At 62.0% G+C, this 20550-nt stretch carries 16 protein-coding genes; 13 read left to right on the top strand and 3 right to left on the bottom strand.

Features of this window, described 5'->3' with window-relative positions:
- Nucleotides 1-19: 19 nt before the first annotated feature.
- From mrdA to BN1136_RS13015, 9 genes are all read left to right on the top strand, one after another.
- Nucleotides 20-1936: a penicillin-binding protein 2 gene (gene mrdA / locus BN1136_RS12975; protein ID WP_043762190.1), complete on the top strand. Its 1917-nt coding sequence runs from the start codon at nt 20-22 to the stop codon at nt 1934-1936.
- Nucleotides 1929-3032 (top strand): rod shape-determining protein RodA, encoded by a 1104-nt coding sequence (gene rodA, locus BN1136_RS12980; RefSeq protein WP_043762191.1) that lies wholly within the window; start codon nt 1929-1931, stop codon nt 3030-3032. Before mrdA ends, rodA begins: the two co-directional genes overlap by 8 nt.
- Entirely contained in the window at nt 3032-4030 is a 999-nt protein-coding gene (mltB, locus tag BN1136_RS12985; RefSeq protein ID WP_043762192.1) for a lytic murein transglycosylase B, read from the top strand. The genes rodA and mltB overlap by 1 nt, the downstream gene beginning before the upstream one ends.
- On the top strand, nt 3972-4895 hold the full coding sequence (locus BN1136_RS12990; RefSeq protein WP_043762194.1) for a septal ring lytic transglycosylase RlpA family protein: 924 nt from the start codon (nt 3972-3974) through the stop codon (nt 4893-4895). Before mltB ends, BN1136_RS12990 begins: the two co-directional genes overlap by 59 nt.
- A gap of 165 nt (nt 4896-5060) precedes the next feature.
- Nucleotides 5061-6290 carry a D-alanyl-D-alanine carboxypeptidase family protein gene (locus tag BN1136_RS12995; RefSeq protein ID WP_043762195.1) on the top strand — a complete coding sequence of 410 codons (1230 nt, stop codon included), beginning with the start codon at nt 5061-5063 and terminating at the stop codon, nt 6288-6290.
- A 277-nt stretch (nt 6291-6567) separates the two neighbouring features.
- On the top strand, nt 6568-6831 hold the full coding sequence (ybeD, locus tag BN1136_RS13000) for a DUF493 family protein YbeD (protein ID WP_010673756.1): 264 nt from the start codon (nt 6568-6570) through the stop codon (nt 6829-6831).
- Between the two features lie 94 nt (nt 6832-6925).
- Nucleotides 6926-7618 carry a lipoyl(octanoyl) transferase LipB gene (gene lipB / locus BN1136_RS13005; protein WP_043762197.1) on the top strand — a complete coding sequence of 231 codons (693 nt, stop codon included), beginning with the start codon at nt 6926-6928 and terminating at the stop codon, nt 7616-7618.
- Nucleotides 7615-8580 (top strand): lipoyl synthase, encoded by a 966-nt coding sequence (lipA, locus tag BN1136_RS13010; protein ID WP_043762198.1) that lies wholly within the window; start codon nt 7615-7617, stop codon nt 8578-8580. The genes lipB and lipA overlap by 4 nt, the downstream gene beginning before the upstream one ends.
- A gap of 147 nt (nt 8581-8727) precedes the next feature.
- A complete protein-coding gene (locus BN1136_RS13015) occupies nt 8728-9228 on the top strand; it encodes a GNAT family N-acetyltransferase (RefSeq protein ID WP_043762200.1) in 501 nt (166 codons plus the stop codon).
- A gap of 92 nt (nt 9229-9320) precedes the next feature.
- Here BN1136_RS13015 and recJ read toward each other — a convergent pair whose 3' ends face one another.
- Both recJ and BN1136_RS13025 read right to left on the bottom strand, forming a co-directional pair.
- Entirely contained in the window at nt 9321-11051 is a 1731-nt protein-coding gene (gene recJ / locus BN1136_RS13020; protein WP_043762202.1) for a single-stranded-DNA-specific exonuclease RecJ, read from the bottom strand.
- A gap of 102 nt (nt 11052-11153) precedes the next feature.
- Nucleotides 11154-12494 carry a sigma-54 dependent transcriptional regulator gene (locus BN1136_RS13025; RefSeq protein WP_231557878.1) on the bottom strand — a complete coding sequence of 447 codons (1341 nt, stop codon included), beginning with the start codon at nt 12492-12494 and terminating at the stop codon, nt 11154-11156.
- Between the two features lie 446 nt (nt 12495-12940).
- Between BN1136_RS13025 and BN1136_RS13030 the strand changes: the two genes are divergently transcribed.
- The 3 genes from BN1136_RS13030 to BN1136_RS13040 all read left to right on the top strand — a co-directional run bounded on the left by BN1136_RS13030 (nt 12941) and on the right by BN1136_RS13040 (nt 18594).
- Nucleotides 12941-14629, top strand: coding sequence for a hypothetical protein (locus BN1136_RS13030; protein ID WP_043762204.1), 1689 nt, complete (start codon nt 12941-12943; stop codon nt 14627-14629).
- Nucleotides 14630-14954: 325 nt separating this feature from the next.
- Nucleotides 14955-15365, top strand: coding sequence for a large-conductance mechanosensitive channel protein MscL (gene mscL / locus BN1136_RS13035; RefSeq protein WP_043762205.1), 411 nt, complete (start codon nt 14955-14957; stop codon nt 15363-15365).
- A 745-nt stretch (nt 15366-16110) separates the two neighbouring features.
- On the top strand, nt 16111-18594 hold the full coding sequence (locus tag BN1136_RS13040; RefSeq protein WP_152552638.1) for a hypothetical protein: 2484 nt from the start codon (nt 16111-16113) through the stop codon (nt 18592-18594).
- A gap of 75 nt (nt 18595-18669) precedes the next feature.
- Here BN1136_RS13040 and xerD read toward each other — a convergent pair whose 3' ends face one another.
- Entirely contained in the window at nt 18670-19569 is a 900-nt protein-coding gene (xerD, locus tag BN1136_RS13045) for a site-specific tyrosine recombinase XerD (protein WP_043762206.1), read from the bottom strand.
- Nucleotides 19570-19751: 182 nt separating this feature from the next.
- Between xerD and fldB the strand changes: the two genes are divergently transcribed.
- Nucleotides 19752-20270, top strand: coding sequence for a flavodoxin FldB (gene fldB, locus BN1136_RS13050; RefSeq protein WP_043762207.1), 519 nt, complete (start codon nt 19752-19754; stop codon nt 20268-20270).
- Nucleotides 20271-20550: the final 280 nt, after the last annotated feature.

Consider the following 20550-nt stretch of genomic DNA (forward strand, 5'->3'; position numbering starts at 1 on the left):
TCAGCCATAAGGTAACGGCATGCTGAAGAATCGCATCGAAATGCGCGATCACAGTGCCGAGGGACGTCTGTTCTTCCGGCGCACCCTGGTCGCCTACATCGGCATGGTCGTGCTCATGCTGGTGCTGCTGGGCAACCTCTACTACCTGCAGGTAGAGTCTTACGACACCTACCAGACCCGTTCCAACGACAACCGCATCCGCGTCGTGCCGGTGGCACCGCCCCGCGGCCTGATCTACGACGCCAACGGCGTGCTGCTGGCGGAAAACCGCCCCGTCTATAGCCTGGAAATCGTACCGGAAGAGACCGAGAACCTGGAGAAGACCGCCGACGATCTCATCACCCTGCTGGCCCTGCCGGAAGGGACCAAGGAGAAGTTCCTGGCGGAGGTGAAGCGCCAGCGCCGCTTCAAGCCCGTGCCCCTGTACGAGAAGCTGAGCGAGTACCAGGTCGCCCTCTTCTCGGTCAACCAGCACAACTACCCGGGAGCCAGCATCGAGGCCTACCTCAAGCGCTACTACCCGTTTGGCGACACCCTGACCCATGCCCTGGGCTACGTGGCCAAGATCAACACCCGCGACGTGGAGCGCCTCGAGAAGGAGGAAAAACTCGCCAACTACGCCGCCACCAAGGACATCGGCAAGCAGGGGGTGGAGAAGTTCTACGAGGATCAGCTGCACGGCGTGGCGGGCTACCAGGAGGTCGAGGTGAACAACCGCGGCCGGGTGGTGCGCACCCTCAAGTTCCAGCCCCCCGAGCCCGGCAAGGACATCTACCTCAACATCGACATCCGCCTGCAGTTGAAGGCGCAGGAGCTGCTGGCCGGTCGCCGGGGTGCCATCGTGATGATGGAGCCCAACACCGGCGCCATCCTCGCCATGGAATCAAGCCCGAGCTACGACCCCAACCTGTTCGTGACCGGTATCTCCAGCACCAACTACTCGGCGCTGCTCAACGATCCCGCCCGGCCTCTGGTGAACCGCACCACCCAGGGCATCTATGCCCCTGCTTCCACCGTCAAGCCCATGATGGCGGTGATGGGGCTGAACGAGGGGGCCATCACCCCCAACTATCGCTACTTCGGCGGGCCCAGCTTCTCCATCCCGGGCACCACCAAGAAGTTCCGCGACTGGCGTCGCTGGGGTCATGGCTGGCTCGACGTCTACCGCGCCATCGAGGTATCGGCTGACACCTACTTCTACGATCTCGCCTACCGGGTCGGCATCGACAAGATCAACAGCTACATGACCCGCTTCGGCTTCGGTCAGTACAGCGGCGTCGATCTCTACGAGGAGACCAAGGGGGTCATGCCGTCGCGCGACTGGAAGATGGCGCGCTGGCGCCAGCCCTGGTACCAGGGTGACACCATCTCCATCGGCATCGGCCAGGGCTACTGGAGCGCCACTCCGATCCAGCTCGCCAAGGCCATCAGCATCCTGACACAGAACGGTCACGATGTGACACCGCACCTGCTCAAGAGCACCGCCTCGTCGGACGGCGTGGTCAACGCCCCCATCAACCCGAACGTGGCCATCGCCGCCAAGAGCGACACCTACTGGCAGGTGGCCAAGGACGGCATGTGGCGCGTCATCAACGGCCACGAGGGAACGGGACGCCGCGCCTTCGCCAACACCCCCTACAAGGCGGCAGGCAAGTCCGGCACCGCCCAGGTGGTGGGCCTCAAGGAGAACCAGGTCTACAACGCGGCCACCACCAAGGTGGAGCACCGCGACAACGCCCTGTTCGTCGCCTTCGCCCCCTTCGAGGCGCCCAAGGCCGTGGTCGCCCTGGTGCTGGAGAACGCCGGGGGTGGCAGCGCCATGGCGGCGCCGGTCGCCCGCCACATGCTGGACGCCTACCTGCTTCCGCCCGAGCCCCAGCTGCCACCGGCACCGGAAAAGCCGTCCCAACCGAGCGAGGTCGTTCCCAATGAGTAATTCTGCCCGCCAGCAGAGCATCTGGTACAAGCTGCACATCGATCTGCCGCTGCTGCTCGGTCTGCTGGCCCTGATGACCCTCTCCATGGTCGTGCTCTACTCGGCATCGGGGCAGAGTGTTGACGCCATCGTGCGCCAGCTGGTGCGCGGCGGTCTGGCCTTCGCCCTGATGATCGGCATGGCCCAGCTGCCCCCTTCCCTCTACGCCCGCTGGTCGGTGCCCCTGTTCGCCGTGGTGGTGCTGCTGCTCATCGCGGTGGACGTGTTCGGTCACATCGGCAAGGGGGCCCAGCGCTGGCTGGACCTCGGCTTCATGAAGTTCCAGCCCTCCGAGGTGATGAAGCTCTCCATGCCCATCATGGTGGCCGCCTGGCTCAGCCGCCATTCGCTGCCCCCCAAGTTCAGCCACGTGATGATCGCCCTGGTGATGGTGCTGCTGCCCACCCTGCTGATCGCGGCCCAACCCGATCTCGGCACCTCCATCCTGGTGGCCGCCTCCGGCTTCTTCGTCATCTTCCTGGCGGGGATCAGCTGGTGGCTCATCGGGCTCGCGGTGCTGCTCATCTGCGCCTTCATGCCGGTGCTCTGGTTCTTCCTGATGCACGACTACCAGCGTCAGCGGGTGCTGATGCTGCTGGATCCCGAGAAGGACCCGCTCGGCCGCGGCTACCACATCATCCAGTCCAAGATTGCCATCGGCTCAGGGGGCGTGTTCGGCAAGGGCTGGCTGCAAGGCACCCAGTCCCAGCTGGAGTTTCTGCCCGAACGCCACACCGACTTTATCTTCGCCGTGTTCAGCGAGGAGTTCGGTCTGGTAGGGGTGGCCCTCCTGCTGGTGATCTACCTCTATATCATCAGCCGCTGCCTCTTCATCTCCATGCAGGCCCAGAACAGCTTCGAACGCCTGCTGGGGGGCGCCCTGACCCTCACCTTCTTCGTCTATGTGTTCGTCAACATGGGCATGGTGAGTGGCATTCTGCCCGTGGTGGGGGTGCCCCTGCCGCTGGTGAGCTACGGCGGCACCTCCATGGTGACCCTGATGGCGGGCTTCGGCGTCCTGATGTCCATCCAGACCCACAGGCGCCTGCTCGCCTGATGAAGCGCGGCTGGCTGGCGCTCTGCGTCTGCTCCCTGACGGCGGGCGCCACCGTCTCGCCAGCAGGGCTCGCCCTGCTGGCCGAACAGCAGCAGGTGCCGCTGGCCGAGTTGCAGGCCGCCATCGGCGAGGCCAGTCTGCGTCAGGAGGTGCTCGACACCATCAGCCGCCCCTGGGAGGCCAAGCCCTGGCACCGCTACCGGCCGCTGTTCGTCACCCCGGAGCGGATCCGGGGCGGAGTCGACTTCTGGCAGCGCCATGCCGCCACCCTGGCCCGGGCCGAGCAGACCTACCAGGTGCCCGCCGCCCTCATCGTCGCCATCATCGGCATCGAAACCTTCTATGGCCGCCAGATGGGCCGCCATCCGGTGCTCGACAGCCTCTACACCCTGGGATTCCATTACCCCGAGCGGGCCGACTTCTTTGCCAAGGAGTTTGCCCAACTGGTGCTGCTTGCCCGGGAGGAGAAGTGGCCGCTCACCACCCTCAAGGGATCCTATGCCGGCGCCATGGGCATGAGCCAGTTCATGCCCTCCAGCTATCGTCACTACGCGGTCGATTTTGACGGCGACGGCAAGCGGGATCTCTTCGCCAACCCGGCGGATGCCATCGGCAGCGTGGCCAACTACTTCGCCCTGCACCGCTGGCGCTGGGGGGAGTCGGTGGTCGAACCCGCCTTGATCGGATTGGCTCCAGTAGGTACCCTGCTTGCACCCGAGCCCGAGCTCAAGCAGCGCTGGGCCGAGCTGGCGGCCGCAGGCATCGAACTCGCCACCCCGCTGGCACCCGACACGCCGGTAAAACTGCTGGCATTGGAGCAGGCCGAAGGACCGGAATACTGGGTCGCGCGCCACAATTTTTACGTGATCACCCGCTACAACCGCAGCCCTCTCTATGCGATGGCGGTGCATCAACTCAGTCAAGCCATCCAGGACGCTTATGCATTACAGCCACAAACTTCTCCCCCTCAGCCTGACCTTGTTGCTGGCCGCCTGTAGCAGCCAGCCGGAGCCCCAGCCGCTGCCGCCAGAGCCCGTCCCCCAGGAGAAGCCTCAGGTCATCGAGATCCCCCAGGCGACCGGCGCCATTCCACGACCCGAACCCATGAGCCAGAGCGGCAACCGGGATTACTGGATTGGCAAGCAGAAATACGAGGTGTGGCGCGACATCAAGCACTACAGCGAGGAGGGGACAGCGAGCTGGCTCGCCAGGGATCTGGACGGCAACAAGACCGCCAATGGCGACGTGCTGGACAGCACCCTGTTTAGCGCCGCCCACCGCAACCTGCCGCTGCCAAGCTACGTGCGGGTCACCAACCTGGACAACGGGCTGGAGACAATCGTGCGGGTCAACGACCGCGGCCCCTTCGGCAGCGACCGCCTGATCGACCTCTCCCACGCCGCCGCCACACAGCTGGAGATGGTGGAAGGTGGCGAGGCCAGGGTACGCCTCGAGCTCATCACCGATCAGCCGGACCAGATGGTGGAGATGGTGCCCATGGCCCCCATGACACCGATGGCGCCTGCGGCGCCGGCCGCCGACACCTTCGTCAACGAGACGCCGGCCCCGACTGCACCGGCCAAGGCCGCTCCGGCACCAGCCGAGACGGCGACCAGCACCGTCTCCGCCCCCAAGACCGGCACGGCCGAGGGCAAGATGATCCAGGTGCTGGCGAGCGGCTCCGAGGCCCGGGCCCAGGCCATGGGCAAGGTGATGACCCAGCGCTACGGCGTGCCCTATCAGGTGGTGACCCATGGCGCCGTCTTCCGCGTCCTGATGGGGCCGGTGGCGGCCGATCAGCAGGCTGCCCTGCTGGATCAGATCCGCCAGGGCGGGCTGGAGCAGGCCTTCATCGTGCCCTGAGCGCAGCCCCGACCTCACGCCGGGATACGACGTGAGGTCGGGGGAAAACCCATAAAATCCCGTCCAGATCGCAACTCGGGCTATGACCGACGAGCACATCTGGTATAGTGAAGCCCGCTTTTTTTCAACTTGGGTACACCCCATCCAGGCACCAGGAATTTCAAGATGTCCAAATTTGCCCGTTCCGTTATTCTGGCCTCCCTGTTAAGCGCCACCGCTCAGGCCAACCAGCCTGTTCCGACGCCGGATTCGGCACTGCCGACCGCCCAGCCGGTCCCCACTTTGAACAGCGCCCCCATGGTGGTCCCCGCCGCACCGGAGATCTCCGCCAAGGCCCACATCCTGATCGACTACTACTCCGGTCAGGTGCTGGCCGAACAGAACGCCGAAGAGCGTCTGCCCCCCGCCAGTCTGACCAAGATGATGACTTCCTACATCATTGGCCAGGAGCTGGCCAAGGGGAACATCAAGCGCACCGACATGGTGACCATCAGCCAGAACGCCTGGTCCAAGAACTACTCCGACTCCTCCAAGATGTTCATCGAGGTGGGCAAGCAGGTCTCCGTCGATGATCTCAACAAGGGCATCATCATTCAGTCCGGCAACGACGCCTGCGTCGCCATGGCCGAACACCTGGCAGGCAGCACCGACTCCTTCGCCAGCCTGATGAACAGCTGGGCCGCCAAGCTCGGCATGAACGACAGCCACTTCATGAACCCGCACGGCCTGGATGCCGAGGGTCACTACAGTACCGCTCACGACATGGCGCGCCTGGGCCAGGCCCTGATCCGCGACCTGCCGGAGGAGTACAAGATCTACGCCCAGAAGTCCTTCGTCTTCAACGGCATCACCCAGCACAACCGCAACCGTCTGCTGTGGGACCAGTCCCTGCAGGTTGACGGCATCAAGACCGGCCACGTCAGCCAGGTCGGCTACAACCTGGTCTCCTCCGCCACCAACAACGAAGGCATGCGCCTGATCGCCGTGGTGCTGGGCGCGAGCAGCGAAGCCACCCGCGCTGCAGAGAGCAAGAAGCTGCTCACCTACGGCTTCCGCTTCTTCCAGAGCCTGACCCCGTACAAGGCCGGTACCGAGCTGGTGACCCAGAAGATCTGGATGGGCGACAAGTCCGAGGTGAAACTGGGCGTCGACCAGGACGTCTCCGTGCTGGTCACCCGCGGCCAGGGCAACAACCTCAAGGCCGACTTCCAGCTCGAGAGCGAGCTGAAGGCCCCGCTGGCCAAGGGTCAGCGCGTCGGTACCGTGTTCCTGAAGCAAGGGGATAAGGAGATCAAGCAGGTGCCGCTGGTTGCCCTGGAAGAGGTGCAGGAAGGTGGCCTGATGAGCCGTCTGTGGGACTACCTGGTGATGCTGGTTTCCAGCTGGTTCAAGTAATACTCCCCTCCTCAAACAGCGGCGCCAACAGGCGCCGCTGCTGTCTTTTGCGGTCAGTCCAGTCAATAACCCTGTAATCTGCAGGTTCCGCCGACTGACGATTTGTGGTAAAAAGCAGCATTTCCACGTCTTGCCAAATCACCGGGTCTTGATCCCGGTGCGGACAATGCCCATATAGACCAGGGTGATGCCCCTACAGGCGCATGCCGACGGCCTCCGTCGGCCCTGCAAGATGAAAGATGAAGTCGCTTCCCGGCGACGCAGAAAGGTGAAGTAGATGAATACCAAGTTTGATGAACTGCTGGAGTTCCCCTGCAAGTTCCCGTTCAAGGTGCTCGGCGTGGCCGATCCCGCCCTGCCCGACATGGTGGTGGAAGTGCTGCAGCAACACGCCCCCGGCACCTACAGCCCGACCGTTCAGCCGAGCTCCAAGGGTAACTATCACTCGGTACGAGTGACGGTCACCGCCCAGAGCAAGGAACATATCGAGGCCATGTACACCGCCCTCGGCAAGATCGAGCTGGTTCGCTACGTCCTGTAAGTCACCTCTCTCGCCCCGTCACCGGGGCGACTGATTATCTGCCACCCGGTTGCACCGACTATCGTACCGGCCCTGCGCCTGTCAGTGAGGAAAGATGTCACCCGAAACGCCCGCCGAGCCACACTCGCCTCCCAGTCAGCTGATCGTCAGACAACTGGGCCGTCGCCCCTACCAGCCGGTATGGGACGCCATGAAGGCCTTCACGGACAGCCGTACCAGCGACACCCCGGACGAGTTCTGGGTGGTGGAGCACGACCCCGTCTACACCCAGGGGCAGGCCGGCAAGGCCGAACACCTGCTCGCCCCCGGCGACATTCCTGTGGTGCAGAGCGATCGCGGCGGCCAGGTGACCTATCACGGTCCCGGCCAGCTGGTGCTCTACGTATTGGTGGACGTGCGCCGCAGCAAGCTGTCGGTGCGCGAGCTGGTAACCTGCCTGGAAACCGCCATCATCAACACCCTGGCCAAGAGCGACATTGCGGCCTATGCCAAGGCCGATGCCCCCGGGGTCTACGTGAAGAACGAGCTCGGCATGGAGGCCAAGCTGGCCTCCCTTGGCCTGCGCATCCGCAAGGGCTGCTCGTTCCACGGGCTGGCACTCAATATCGACATGGACATGACCCCCTTCCTGCGCATCAATCCGTGCGGCTATGCGGGCATGGCCATGACCCAGACCAGCGCCCTGGGCGGCCCGCAAAGCGTGGCCGAGGCGCAATCCATCCTGGTGGCCGAACTGGCCAGCCTGATTGGTTATCACACAATAACAAACACCGAGAGTGAATCATGAGCAAACCCGTTCGTATGGAGCCGGGCGTCAAGCTGCGCGATGGCGACAAGATGGCCCTGATCCCGGTGAAATTCATGCCGGATCCCAACGAGGAAGTGCTGCGCAAGCCGGACTGGATGCGGATCAAGCTGCCGCCGTCAAGCCAGAAGATCGAGCACATCAAGAGCACCCTGCGCAAGAACAAGCTGCACTCTGTGTGTGAGGAAGCCTCCTGCCCCAACCTGGCGGAGTGCTTCAACCACGGTACCGCCACCTTCATGATCATGGGCGCCATCTGTACTCGTCGCTGCCCCTTCTGCGACGTGGCCCACGGCCGTCCGCTGCCGCTGGATCCGGAAGAGCCTAAGAAGCTGGCGCTCACCATCAAGGAGATGAACCTCAAGTACGTGGTGATCACCTCGGTGGACCGCGACGATCTGCGCGACGGCGGTGCTCAGCACTTCGCCGACTGCATCCGCGAAATCCGCGAGCACAGCCCGCAGACCCGCATCGAGATCCTGACCCCGGACTTCCGCGGCCGCATGGAGCAGGCGCTGGAGGTGTTCCGCGAGACCCCGCCGGACGTCTTCAACCACAACCTGGAAACCGCCCCGCGCATGTACCGGGTCGCCCGCCCGGGCGCCGACTACAAGTGGTCCCTGGAGCTCTTGCGCCGCATCAAGGAGATGCACCCCCACGTACCGACCAAGTCCGGTCTGATGATGGGCCTTGGCGAGACCAACGAGGAGATCGTGGAGGTCCTCAAGGACCTGCGCGAACACGGCGTCAACATGCTGACCCTGGGTCAGTACCTGCAGCCGAGCCGCCACCACCTGCCGGTGAAACGCTACGTGCCGCCCGCAGAGTTCGACGAGCTGAAAGACGTGGCCATGGAACTCGGCTTCAGCCACGCCGCATGCGGCCCCTTCGTGCGTTCCTCCTACCACGCGGATCTGCAGGCCAAGGGGGAAGAGGTCAAATAAGCCTCTATTCCTGCCAGCAGAAAAAAGAGCGCCCATGGGCGCTCTTTTTTATTTCCATCCCCCTCGCAGACACCGGTTGTCCCTTTGTGCTTGGCGCCGTCCTGGCGTAACGTGGCCACTCCCCCCTTCTCTGGAGTGATGTGCCGGATGCCGACTCTCACCGTTAGCCTGATCCCCCTGCATGACGCAGACTTTCCCGCCTATCGCGACTACTTCATCGAGGATTACGCCCGGGATCTTGCCAGCAATCACGGGATGGCGCTGCCTGACGCCCGCCGTCAGGCCGACGCCTCGTTGCAACAGCTCCTGCCACAGGGCGTCGCCACCCCGGGTCACCATCTACTCGCCCTGGTGCCTGAGGACGGTAGCGGCGCCTCGAACACACCGGGTGAGCCCCTGGGCTATCTCTGGCATGCCATCGACAGCGCCGCCGGCACCACCTTCATCTACGACTTCTATGTGACGCCACCCCATCGTGGCCAGGGCTTCGGCAAGGCGGCCATGGTCGCCCTGGAGGCGCAGCTCGTCCCCCTCGGCATCCACCAGATCAAGCTGAGGGTCGCCCACGACAACCCGCGGGCCCTGGCGCTCTATCAGGCGCTGGGTTTCACCATCACCGGCTACAACATGGCGAAGCACCTGGGGTGATAACAGCTCCGGTGCGCCCCTTCCGGCCCGGATAGCGTGGCCCACCAACGAAAACGGCCACCCCGGGGTGGCCATTGTCGATGTTCGCCGAGTCAGAGGCCGGCGGCCTCCAGATGTTCCACCAGCAGCTGCACGCTGCGGTTGCCGCGCCACTCGTTGACATCGAGCCGGTAGACCAGCCGCACCCGTTTGACCGAGGCGTCGGGCCAGCGCTTGAGATCGACCCCGAAGGCGATAGCATCCACCGCGTGGCCGGAATCCGTGGTCAGCATCATCTTGAGGTGCTTCTCCCCCACCAGCCGCTGCTGCACCAGCACGAACTCGCCGTCGAACAATGGCTCGGGGAAGGCCTGACCCCAGGGACCGGAGGCGCGGATCAGCTCCGCCAGCTCGAGGGTGAGCTCGTCCGGCAGCAGTTCGCCGTCGGTGAGCAGCACCCCGGTCAAGAGCTCAGGGGTCACCAGCTCGCCGATGACCGCCTCGAACGCCCGGCCGAAAGCCTCGATATTGGCCTTGGGCAGGGTCAGCCCCGCCGCCATGGCGTGGCCGCCAAACTTGCCCATCAGGCCGGGGTGACGGGTATCGAGCAGTTCCAGCGCATCGCGCAGGTGCACCCCCGGAATGGAACGCCCGGAACCTTTGAGCTCGGTGTCGCTGCTCTCGGCAAACGCAATGACGGGACGGTAGTACTTCTCCTTGATCTTGGAGGCCACCAGCCCCACCACCCCCTGGTGCCACTCGTCCCGGTGCAGCACTATGCCGGAGGGCACCTCGCCGTCACGAAAACGGATCTGCTCCAGGGTGGCCAGCGCCTCCTGCTGCATCCCCTGCTCTATCTCCTTGCGCTCCTGGTTGAGGCTATCCATCTCGGAAGCGAGCTGGCGCGCCAGGTTGAGGTCGTCGCAGAGCAGGCAGGCGACTCCGAGGGACATGTCGTCGAGGCGCCCCACCGCATTGAGACGTGGCCCCAGCGCAAAGCCCAGATCGGCGGCGCACAGGCGGCGACCGTCGCGGCCCGACACGTCCACCAGCGCCTGGATGCCGGGACGGCAGCGCCCTGCTCGGATCCGCTGCAGACCCTGGTGCACCAGGATGCGGTTGTTGCCATCGAGCGCCACCACGTCGGCGACGGTGCCGAGGGCTACCAGGTCCAGGTAATCCGCCACGTTGGGGGCGCGCAGCCCCTGGCGCTCATACCAGCCGCTCTGGCGCAGATGGGTGTTGAGCGCCGCCATCAGGTAGAAGGCGACCCCCACCCCGGCCAGCGATTTGGAGGGGAAGTCGCAGCCATGCTGGTTGGGGTTCACTATCGCATCGGCGTCAGGCAGCTCCTGACCTGGCAAATGGTGATCAGTAACCAGTACCTGCATACCGGCCGCCTTGGCCGCCGCCACCCCGGCGATGCTGGAGATGCCGTTATCCACCGTGATGAGAAACTCGGCGCCGCGGGCCACCGCCAGTTCGACGATCTCCGGGGTGAGGCCGTAACCGAACTCGAAGCGGTTGGGCACCAGAAAATCGATGTGGCGGCCCCCCATGGCGCGCAGTGCCAGCACGCACAGGGCCGAGCTGGTGGCGCCGTCGCAGTCGAAGTCGCCGACAATGAGAATGCGCTTTTGCGCCGCTAGGGCGTCGGCCAGCAGGGGCACCGCCTGCGCCATGCCAAACAGACGCTGGGGTGGCAGCAGCTGATTGGCGCTGCGCTCCAGCAGGGCAGGGTCTTCGACCCCACGGCTGGCGAAGATCTGTCGAAGCAGCGGGTGCAGAGTGGCGGGCAGATGGGAATCATCCACCCGTGGACGGCGACGGATTTGCAGGGACATCGATTCTATCCTGTCTTCTGGGGCGATTAAGGCGATGAGCCAGGGCAGGCCGTATGATACACGCCTTGAGCGGATCGGCGATGGTTCAGTTTGCAGGACGGTCTAGGCGAGGCGATCTTCAGGGGAAGCGGAGCGTTCCAGCACCCGGTAGAGGGTCAGCCTGGAGATCCCGAGGTGGCGGGCGGCTTCGGTCACGTTGTTACCGCACAGGACCAGCGCCCGACGCACCGCCTCACACTCCGCCTCCGCCCTCACCAGGTTCAGGGGGCGGATCCCCCCCTCCGCCTTTGGCAGCGCTAGCCCCAGGTCCTGATGATCGATGCGGCATCCCTCACACAGGACCAGCGCCCGCTCAAGCCGGTTCTTGAGCTCCCGCACATTGCCGGGCCAGTGGTAGCTCATCATCTGGTGAATGGCGCCAGCCGTGAAGCCGTGTACCTTGGGGTTCAGGCTCTCCCTCATCTTGCCCAGGAAATACTGGGCCAGCAGCATGACGTCCTCCCCCCGCTCTCGCAGCGGTGGCAGCTCCAGATCCAGCACGCAGAGGCGGTAAAAGAGATCCGACCGGAAGTTCCCCTGCGCCACCTCCTTGTCCAGCACCCGGTTGGTCGCCGCGATCACACGGATATCCACCTCGATGGGCTCGGTGCCCCCCACCCTCATGATGGTGCGCTCCTGCAAAAACCTCAGCAGGTTGACTTGCATCTGCACCGGCAGCTCCCCTATCTCGTCGAGGAAGAGCACCCCCTTGTGCGCCCGCTCCACACAGCCGATATGGCGCCGCCAGGCATCGGTAAAGGCCCCCTTTTCATGACCAAACAACTCTGACTGGATCAGGGTGGCGGGAATGGCGCCGCAATTGATCGCGATGAAGGGGCCAGTTGCTCGCGACGAATGCCGATGGATCAGGCGTGCCACCAGCTCCTTGCCCGTGCCGCTCTCCCCTTGCAGCACGACCGACGAATCCGCCTTGGCGAGGCGCTCCACCCGGCCCATGAGCTGTCGCATGACGGGACTCTCCCCGATGAGCCCCCCCTCCTCCTTGTCCTGCCCGCAGGGGCGTGGCACACGGCCCCGCAAACAGGCAATGCCGAAGGCATGCCCCAGTATGGCCAGCAGACGATCGTCCTCGACCGGCAGGCTATGATAGTCAAAGCAATAATTCAGAAGCTGCTCCTGCATCCTGGGGAGCGCGAGCAGGTGAGGAGGGGCAAGTGCAACCCAGACCATGGTGCCGCAGGTCTGGCGAAAGAGCGCTTCCACGGCCTCGGCCGCGCCTTCGCTCAACAGCACCACCCCCACTTTGGGAGCCTTCTTGACATAATGACTGAAAGCCTCCTGGGGCGACGACGCCAGGCAGACACTCCAGCCCAGTGCGGCAACCTGTGATGGGGGCGACCACACTTCGTCCGTGTTGACACACAGCAGCGTACGCATTTCCATCGACAGCCCCCTCCACCACATGGCGGCCAAACACTGTGCAAAGTATTGGATAGGAGGTCGACTTGTGCCACTAATGGAACAGGGGAGGAAACGGTTCTCAAAGGAAGATTTAAAACATGACAAACCCTTTAAAAACAATATATTGAACTCTATATTCGTTCATATCTCCGACCGTGTCCGATACACTTTATCTGTTCTCTGTTCCACCCTGGAGACAGCGCCAAAAGCTCCTCCCTCCTTGTCCTGCCTGCACGTAGACCCGCCCCTCTGTGAGACACCCCCTCACAGGGTTAACAACCGCCTAGCCAAAGGGGCAATAACGCTATTATTTTTATTTATTTTCAATTGGTTAAGTTGATGGAATAAAGCCTGCATTCCCACAGCGCCTCCGGCCGTTCACGCATAACCGGACGACATGGAAAACAAACAAGCAGAAGGAATGCAACATGGATACCCGAGCAACGCAACTCTGGCCACGCTGTTGGCAGCATGGTCTCCTCGCTCTGGGCTTGCTGCTGGCGCTTTGCGGGCCGGCACTGGCTGCCACGGCGGAGTCACCATTCGAGCTGGATGCCAACCCGCAAGATGACAACCCCGCCCTCAACAGCGATGACTGGGCTACCCCTCCCGACAGCGGGGCAGCCACCAAGTTCACCGGTATCATCCAGGATACCGCCCCCAAGACCATCTTCGGGGGAGGCGACAAAGACATACTGGATATCGATAAATGGAGCTGGAAGGATGGCTCGGTGCCCGACAAGGATGATCTGACCCACGCCTATGCCGCCGCCTATAACGAAAACAGCGACCTGTTGCTCTACTTCGGTGCCGACAGGCTCTCCAATGTTGGGGATGCCTTTATGGGCTTCTGGTTCTTCAAGCAGAAGGTCACCGCCCTGCCCAACGGCAAATTCAGCGGCATGCACACCGTGGGGGACACCCTGGTACTCATCAACTTCCCGCAGGCGAGCAATGCCGTCCCTTACCTGGCCGTGGTGACCTGGGATCCGACCTGCAGCAAGGCGACCAACAACGACCCGCAACCGGGCCAATGCGCCGCTACCAACCTGAGGCTGAAGCTGCAAGGCTCGGGAGCCAATGATGTCGTCTGTGCCAGCCAGGGCGGCACAACTCTCGCCTGCGCCCTGACCAACACGGGTAACGTGCCCGTCCCCCCGAACTCTCTGGCAAATGGCGTCAGCGGTCTGTGGAGCGATTACACCCCCAAGAGCGGAACTCAGGGCACCTTCCCCTTCGAGAGCTTCTTCGAGGGGGGGATCAATCTCAGCCAGATCGTCGGCAGCAGTGACGGCTGTTTCAGCAGCTTCATGGCCGAGACCCGCTCTTCCAGCTCTTTCACGGCAGCCTTGAAAGACTTCGTGCTGGATAACTTCGAGCTGTGCAAAGTCTCGATCACCAAGACATGTACAGACGGTGACCTCAATGGCGCCGAAACCGGCTTTACCTACAACTTCAACGGTACTGTCAGCAACGACGGCTTTGGCGCCATCTTCGACGTCGTCGTCACCGACGACAACGGTACCCCGGCCGACACCAACGATGACTTCGTCGTCGCGACATTTGATTCCATACCGAAAGGCGGTTCGGAGAACTACAGCGGTAGCTTTGATTCCGTCGGTAACGCTCCCACCAACGGTGTCAGTGTCAAGGCCGCCTCCAGCGATGGCGGGCAACAGACGATCACGGATTCCACGACGGCAGACTGCCCCACCGTCGTCAAGACCCCCGGGATAGATGTCACCAAATCCTGTGAGACCAAGGTCATCACGGACTCGAACCAATTGGTGGTGAGAGTCGACTTCAGCGGTGAAGTCTGCAACACCACGAATGTGGGCCTGCATGACGTCGTGGTCACGGATGAGGTGCAGGATGGCTCGAATTCGTCGACGACGGTCAAGCAGATCTCGTCTCTCCCGGCGAACACCTGTGAATCCTATTCTGGATCCTACTTCCCGAGCGCAGCCGGATCGATAAACCCCGGCGAGATATCCTTCAGCGATGTCGTCACCGCCACAGGGAAGCCGCCAGCCGTCCTCGGTCTGGATCCGGTTTCAGACACGGCAACCGCTACCTGCCCGCTCTGCCCAAGCTGCCCGGATTGCCCGACTCCTTAGGCATGACAGGCACCTGTCGCGAGTGAACCACAGGGCCATGGTGCAGACCATGGCCCTTTTTTATGACATCGACGAAGCTGGGTGCCTGCCCCCCATCCTGCCCCTCACAAGCGCCACCGGCCACAGAGGCCGCCCTGCAGTGAGCGAAGCATTAATAGCGGTAGAGGCAAAAATTTCCCCTTCAATTGGTTGCCAATCGGGCTTGGGCCCCGCAAGCTAAACATGACGACGGGAGGCATCATAGTCATCCCTCTGTTTTACAGATGTTTTATTGTTCAAACCCAGCGGTGGTCACGCCACACGCCGTCCATTTCCAGGGGGAAAAATGAGTCTGATTCAAGAGTTCAAGGCCTTTGCATCCAGAGGCAACGTGATCGACATGGCGGTCGGTATCATCATCGGTGCCGCCTTCGGCAAGATCGTCTCCTCCTTCGTGGGAGATGTCATCATGCCTCCCATCGGCCTGATCCTGGGCGGGGTGGATTTCAGCGATCTGGCCATCACCCTGAAGGCGGCCGAAGGGGATGCTCCCGCCGTGGTCATCGCCTATGGCAAGTTCATCCAGACCTGTATCGACTTCCTCATCATCTCTTTCGCCATCTTCATGGGTCTCAAGGCCATCAACACCCTCAAGAAGAAACAGGAAGAGGAAGCCGCTGCACCCGCCGGCCCCACCAAGGATCAGGAACTGCTGACCGAGATCCGCGATCTGCTCAAGTCCCGCCAGGATCAGTAAGCCCGCTCGCGGCACCGCGTCCATCCTGTGTGCAGCCTTGCCATGAAGGGGAGCCCAGAGCCCCCTTCATGGTTTTCTCTCCTGCACCTTGGGCGCCTTCTCCTCTCATCTCCCGTCCCTCCATGCCTGCTTTTACAGGATGGGCGAATGCACTTCCCCCCTTGCCGGCACGGGGTCCCGCGCTTGTGCCCTTGACGGGTTAGCCCCCCACTGTCTCAACATTGATACACAGACCTGCCCCCAGGCCGTCAGCCGCCAACATGGTGCCAGCCGGATTCTGACCCGCTTGCAGCCATGAATGCCGCAGCCACTTCCTCTTTTGCCGCTCGTCCTCCTTCAGACACACCCGGGAACATGACGGCTGGCAGCCCCGTCCCGGCGAGCCCCTGTTTCATCCTCGTAACGCGCTGAACAATTAAAAATTGTTATGTATCAATGCCATAAATGCGTATCGCGTTTATCCCCCCCCATAACCGTTACACCTCTCACCCCTTCCCTGGCCTCGCCCGCTGGAAAGTAAAGAAAATACATTATTTCTCAATTAGTTGCATGCCTGGTACGCGCCTTGCGAACACAGCAGGCTGCCTCTTGATACCCGTCCTGAGGGCAAAGCCTGTTCCCCTGTCATCGAGACAGGGAGACGCCTCTGCCGGATCAGCCCCGGGCCCGGGGCACAGTTCGGTTAACGCAGTCGCAGCCGAGCGAAATGGAGCAAGAAACCACAGGATAGGAAGAGGAAAGCGTCATGAAACCAAACAAGCGCAACCGCCTGTTTAGCCCACTGCGGACGGCCTGTGCCGCTGCACTGCTGCTATGTCAGCCAGCCATCGCAGATATATGGCAAAACTCGGATGGGCCGGTACAGGCGGCAGGAGTCGATCTGAATAAACAGTACTGTATGGCCGACGCCTATATAAAGGCCGGTGGCAAGGGGATGTCCAATACGCTGGGCGAGTCTCTCAACTGTACGGCCAACGATGTCGAGATCACCCAGGTAATCCCCAACAACCCCAATGAGGCGTGTGATCTGGGAGACACATTCACCTTCTATGCCGATGTCACCATCAGGACAAATGCAGCTGAGCGCTGGGATACCACCTTCTATCTGCCGCTCAATGATTTGAGCCCCCAGGTCATCCAGGGGGCAAATGCCCAGAACTGTAGCCTGTTGATACCCAAACCTGGTGAAGAACAGGCTGCCAATCTCGATGGCGACCAGTGTGGTGACATCAAGAAGAGCCTGCTGACCAATGACCAGTATGTGTTGCATGACGAACCCATCACCATGCTGTGCGCAGATGCGGATCGCGATGGTCGTGCCGATTTCAACTACTGTGCAGCCTGGGACAACATCAGCCGTAACAACTGCGATGTCGATGACAATCCCGTGGTAGGCCAGGTACCCAACAACAAATCCAAATGCAATTGCGGCAAGTTCAATATCAATGTCGTCGTCAATCCCAATCCACCCACTCTGAGCAAGGAGCTATTAAGCGCCGATCAGGCGAACGAACCGGAAGGCATCTTCAAGTACAGGCTGACCATTACCAAGGATGCAGTGCCGGCAGATGTCATCATCCAGTCGCTGCGTGACATTGTGCGTTCCAGCACGGATAACACTGTGCTTGCCAATTTCGATCTGAACAGCAACACCGATCAGACCATTGGCAACCTGACCCTGCTTGGCAGTGATACCGACAATACCTGCGACAGCGATGATCTCGCGCTGCCCCAGACCCTTACCACTGCATCTCCTACTCTCTCCTGCCAGCTGGTGATGAAGATAGAGGACGAAGATCTGCCGGACGATGGTAGCCCCGAGCTCTATCAGGACTTCATCCGGGCGACCGCCACAAGGGTCGATGGCACCACGGCAGTAGGCAATGATCAATGTGATCCCACCGATGACGATCCAAACAATAATGCAGGCAACTGCACGAATGTGGTCACCGTCAAGATGGCCAACGTGAATCCTGTCCTCGAGATAACCAAAGAGGCCGAATCTGGCCCGGGCCTGCACAAGATTGGTGATGTCTGGTTCATTGAGGCATCAGGGAATGTCACCTATGTGGTGACCATTACCAATAACAGTACTGTCGATGCCGTCTTGCTGACCTCTCTGACAGATACCGCCATCGCCGATTTGCTGAAAGATAACACGGGCTCACCGGCCTGTAGTCTGGCTGACGGCATGACGCTCGCCAAGGATGGAGGATCCTTCACCTGCCGATACGTAGCCAATGTCAGTCTCGGACAAGGGCAGACCTATACCAATACGGTGGAAGTCGGTGGCAAGGACAATGAGGATAGACCGGCAAGTGACGTTGCGAGTGAGTCCGTCACTCTGGGAACCCCCTCTATCGTGCTGTCCAAGGAAGTCGCCGCCGTAAACGGCTCAGACCCCAATACGGTGATGGACGCAGACTTTGGCGAAGAAGCCAATGTGAACGAACCCGGTGGCATGGTGGTGTATCGCTTTACCATTACCAATAACAATTCCGTTACCGAGGAGGATCTGACTCTCAGCGACTTTATCGACGATGTGCTGTTTGCCAGTCCCCGTGCTACCAAGTCGAGCACCCAACGAGCGGATGAGTGTATCTTCACCACAACGATCGCCTATGGCACCCCGTATGTCTGTACCCTGGTGGCGGATGTCACTGGCAATGCCCTTGACCCAGATCCGGAGACAGAGGTGAATGAAGGTCGCCTGGTGAATACCGCCCAGGTCAAGGCAACGACCCCCCAAAATACTGAGGTGACATCCAACGAAGATCAGGCAACCGTCAACTTCGATGATGTCCCGCCCAGCATTGAAGGTGGTTTCGCCCTCAAGGCAACCGTGTTCCTCAATGTGAAGAACAAGAGCCTCGAAAAAATCTACCTGAAATCCCTCAGGATACTGGGCATGACAGTCAGAAACGCGGCTAACCTCCCTGGCAACTTTGCCATCGCCAATGAGGGAGGTTCTTTCGGCAGCTTCAACCTGCTCGCCTGCGTGGAACCGGCTGATCTAGATGAGCCTCCAACCTACACTCTGTCGCTGGATCCGGATGCAGATTACAGTTGTGCCTTCAGTGTCGAGTTTGCCCCGAACTTCACACCGAGCCAGTTCAACCAGTTCACCAGCAGTATCACCAGCGGTGATGCGGTTGTGGTTGAGTTTGCCGACGAGGAAGGGAGCAAGGCCAGTGCCGAGGCCTCCGTCGTTATCGATACCACTCCTTAAGCATTTTGTTGTCTTGCTTTGACGCCCCGGCAATGCCGGGGCGTTTTTTTGGTATTGCCGTCTTAAGACTAAGGCTCAGGCTCTGGGGTGGTGCTGGCCGTGCAGTGCCTTGAGCCGCTCGTTGGCCACGTGGGTGTAGATCTGGGTGGTGGAGAGATCCGCATGGCCCAGCAGCATCTGTACCACCCGCAAGTCCGCGCCGTGGTTGAGCAGGTGGGTGGCGAAGGCGTGGCGCAGGGTGTGGGGGGAGAGCTCCCCCCTGATCCCGGCGCGCTGGGCATAGAGTTTGATTCGATGCCAGAAGGTCTGGCGCGTCATCATCTGGGCCCGCTTGGAAGGAAACACCACGTCCGAGCTGGTGCCCCCCAGCAGCAGGGTGCGCCCCTCCCGGTAGTAACGCTCCAGCCAGTGCACCGCCTCCTCCCCCATGGGGACCAGCCGCTCCTTGTTGCCCTTGCCCACCACCCGCACCAGCCCCTGGCGCAGGCTGACATGCTCGGCAGTGAGCCCCACCAGCTCGGAGACCCGCAGCCCGGTGGCATAGAGCAGTTCGAGCATCGCCTTGTCGCGCAGCTCCAGCGGATCGTCCACCAGCGGGGCCTGCAGCAGGGCCTCCACCTCGGCCTCGCTCAAGTCGGCGGGGAGCTTCTTGGGGAGCTTGGGCCCCTCCAGCAACACGGTGGGATCGTCGCTGCGCAGCTTCTCCCGATTGAGGTACTGGTAGAAGCGGCGCAGGGCCGACAGGAAGCGGGCCGTGCTGCTGGCCGCAAACTGGTGGTCCACCCGCCAGGCGAGGTAGTGCTGGATGTCGTCCAGCCCGGCCAGCAACAGGGAGCCGCCCTGCTCATCGAGCCAGAGGGCGAACTTTTCCAGATCGGTGCGATAGGAGCTGACCGTGTTGTCGGAGAGCCCCCGCTCCAGCCAGAGGGCGTCGAGGAATGGCTCGATCAGGGGATGGGATTCAGCTTTGCTCATGGTGCGCCGCGCTCGGGGAAACAGGTCGCCATTGTAACGTGCCGACCCACCCGGGCCGCAAGGCAAGGCTGCACATCCCTCAGGCGGTGAAGAGCCCGACGCAATCTGCTAGACTGGCGCCCTCCCCCCGGGCGCCGCTGTGCCGGTCACGCCCCTTGCCGACTGCGATCAAGAGAAGAGCGATGAAGATAGGTTTGTTTTACGGCTCCACCACCTGCTACACCGAGATGGCGGCCGAGAAGATCCGCGCCCTCATTGGCCCCGAGCTGGTCGATCTCCACAACATCAAGGATGTGCCCCTCGCCCGCATGCAGGAGTACGACATCCTGATCCTGGGCATCTCCACCTGGGACTTCGGCGAGCTCCAGGAAGATTGGGAGTCCCGCTGGGAAGACATTGCCGACCTGCAGCTGGAGGGACGCATCATCGCCCTGTTTGGCCTCGGCGATCAGCTGGGTTATGGGGAGTGGTATCAGGATGCCCTCGGCCTCTTGCACGACCAGCTGGTGCCCAAGGGGGTCAAGCTGGTGGGCTACTGGCCCAACGAGGGGTACGAGTTCGACGCCTCCAAGGCGCTCATCGACGATGGCCATCACTTCGTCGGTCTGGCTCTGGACGACGCCAACCAGTACGACCAGACCGAATCCCGCATCGAACAGTGGGTCGACCAGATCCTGGGGGAAATCCACGAGCTGCTGTGACCCCCTGCCGGGCCGCCTCACGAGAGACGGCCCGGCGATGATCCTCGCCGCTCGTTCCTCATGTCCCACGCCCTGAGGGCATGATGCCTTGCGCCGACCTCGGTCTGCGCGACTCGATACCCGGCAGAACTCCCCCTGTCCGCGCCCCAAATCCGGCTGACGGGCGCATAAACCGCACCGATTTTCTCGTTTGGTATCATCGCCTGACGCTATAGCGACTTTTTGCTGCTGGTCTGCAACAATGGGTTCGACACCCTATAACAACCTAAAGCCGGGTGTC

Origin of the sequence: Aeromonas taiwanensis (assembly GCF_000820165.1) — a bacterium.
Classification (GTDB): domain Bacteria; phylum Pseudomonadota; class Gammaproteobacteria; order Enterobacterales; family Aeromonadaceae; genus Aeromonas; species Aeromonas taiwanensis.

Coding starts and splice junctions, on each gene's coding strand:
- lipA (WP_043762198.1), top strand. CDS start 7,615: ATGAGCAAACCCGTTCGTATGGAGCCGGGCGTCAAGCTGCGCGATGGC.
- BN1136_RS13015 (WP_043762200.1), top strand. CDS start 8,728: ATGCCGACTCTCACCGTTAGCCTGATCCCCCTGCATGACGCAGACTTT.
- xerD (WP_043762206.1), bottom strand. CDS start 19,569: ATGAGCAAAGCTGAATCCCATCCCCTGATCGAGCCATTCCTCGACGCC.
- fldB (WP_043762207.1), top strand. CDS start 19,752: ATGAAGATAGGTTTGTTTTACGGCTCCACCACCTGCTACACCGAGATG.
- lipB (WP_043762197.1), top strand. CDS start 6,926: ATGTCACCCGAAACGCCCGCCGAGCCACACTCGCCTCCCAGTCAGCTG.
- BN1136_RS12995 (WP_043762195.1), top strand. CDS start 5,061: ATGTCCAAATTTGCCCGTTCCGTTATTCTGGCCTCCCTGTTAAGCGCC.
- mltB (WP_043762192.1), top strand. CDS start 3,032: ATGAAGCGCGGCTGGCTGGCGCTCTGCGTCTGCTCCCTGACGGCGGGC.
- BN1136_RS13040 (WP_152552638.1), top strand. CDS start 16,111: ATGAAACCAAACAAGCGCAACCGCCTGTTTAGCCCACTGCGGACGGCC.
- mscL (WP_043762205.1), top strand. CDS start 14,955: ATGAGTCTGATTCAAGAGTTCAAGGCCTTTGCATCCAGAGGCAACGTG.
- BN1136_RS12990 (WP_043762194.1), top strand. CDS start 3,972: ATGCATTACAGCCACAAACTTCTCCCCCTCAGCCTGACCTTGTTGCTG.
- ybeD (WP_010673756.1), top strand. CDS start 6,568: ATGAATACCAAGTTTGATGAACTGCTGGAGTTCCCCTGCAAGTTCCCG.
- rodA (WP_043762191.1), top strand. CDS start 1,929: ATGAGTAATTCTGCCCGCCAGCAGAGCATCTGGTACAAGCTGCACATC.
- recJ (WP_043762202.1), bottom strand. CDS start 11,051: ATGTCCCTGCAAATCCGTCGCCGTCCACGGGTGGATGATTCCCATCTG.
- BN1136_RS13025 (WP_231557878.1), bottom strand. CDS start 12,494: ATGGAAATGCGTACGCTGCTGTGTGTCAACACGGACGAAGTGTGGTCG.
- mrdA (WP_043762190.1), top strand. CDS start 20: ATGCTGAAGAATCGCATCGAAATGCGCGATCACAGTGCCGAGGGACGT.
- BN1136_RS13030 (WP_043762204.1), top strand. CDS start 12,941: ATGGATACCCGAGCAACGCAACTCTGGCCACGCTGTTGGCAGCATGGT.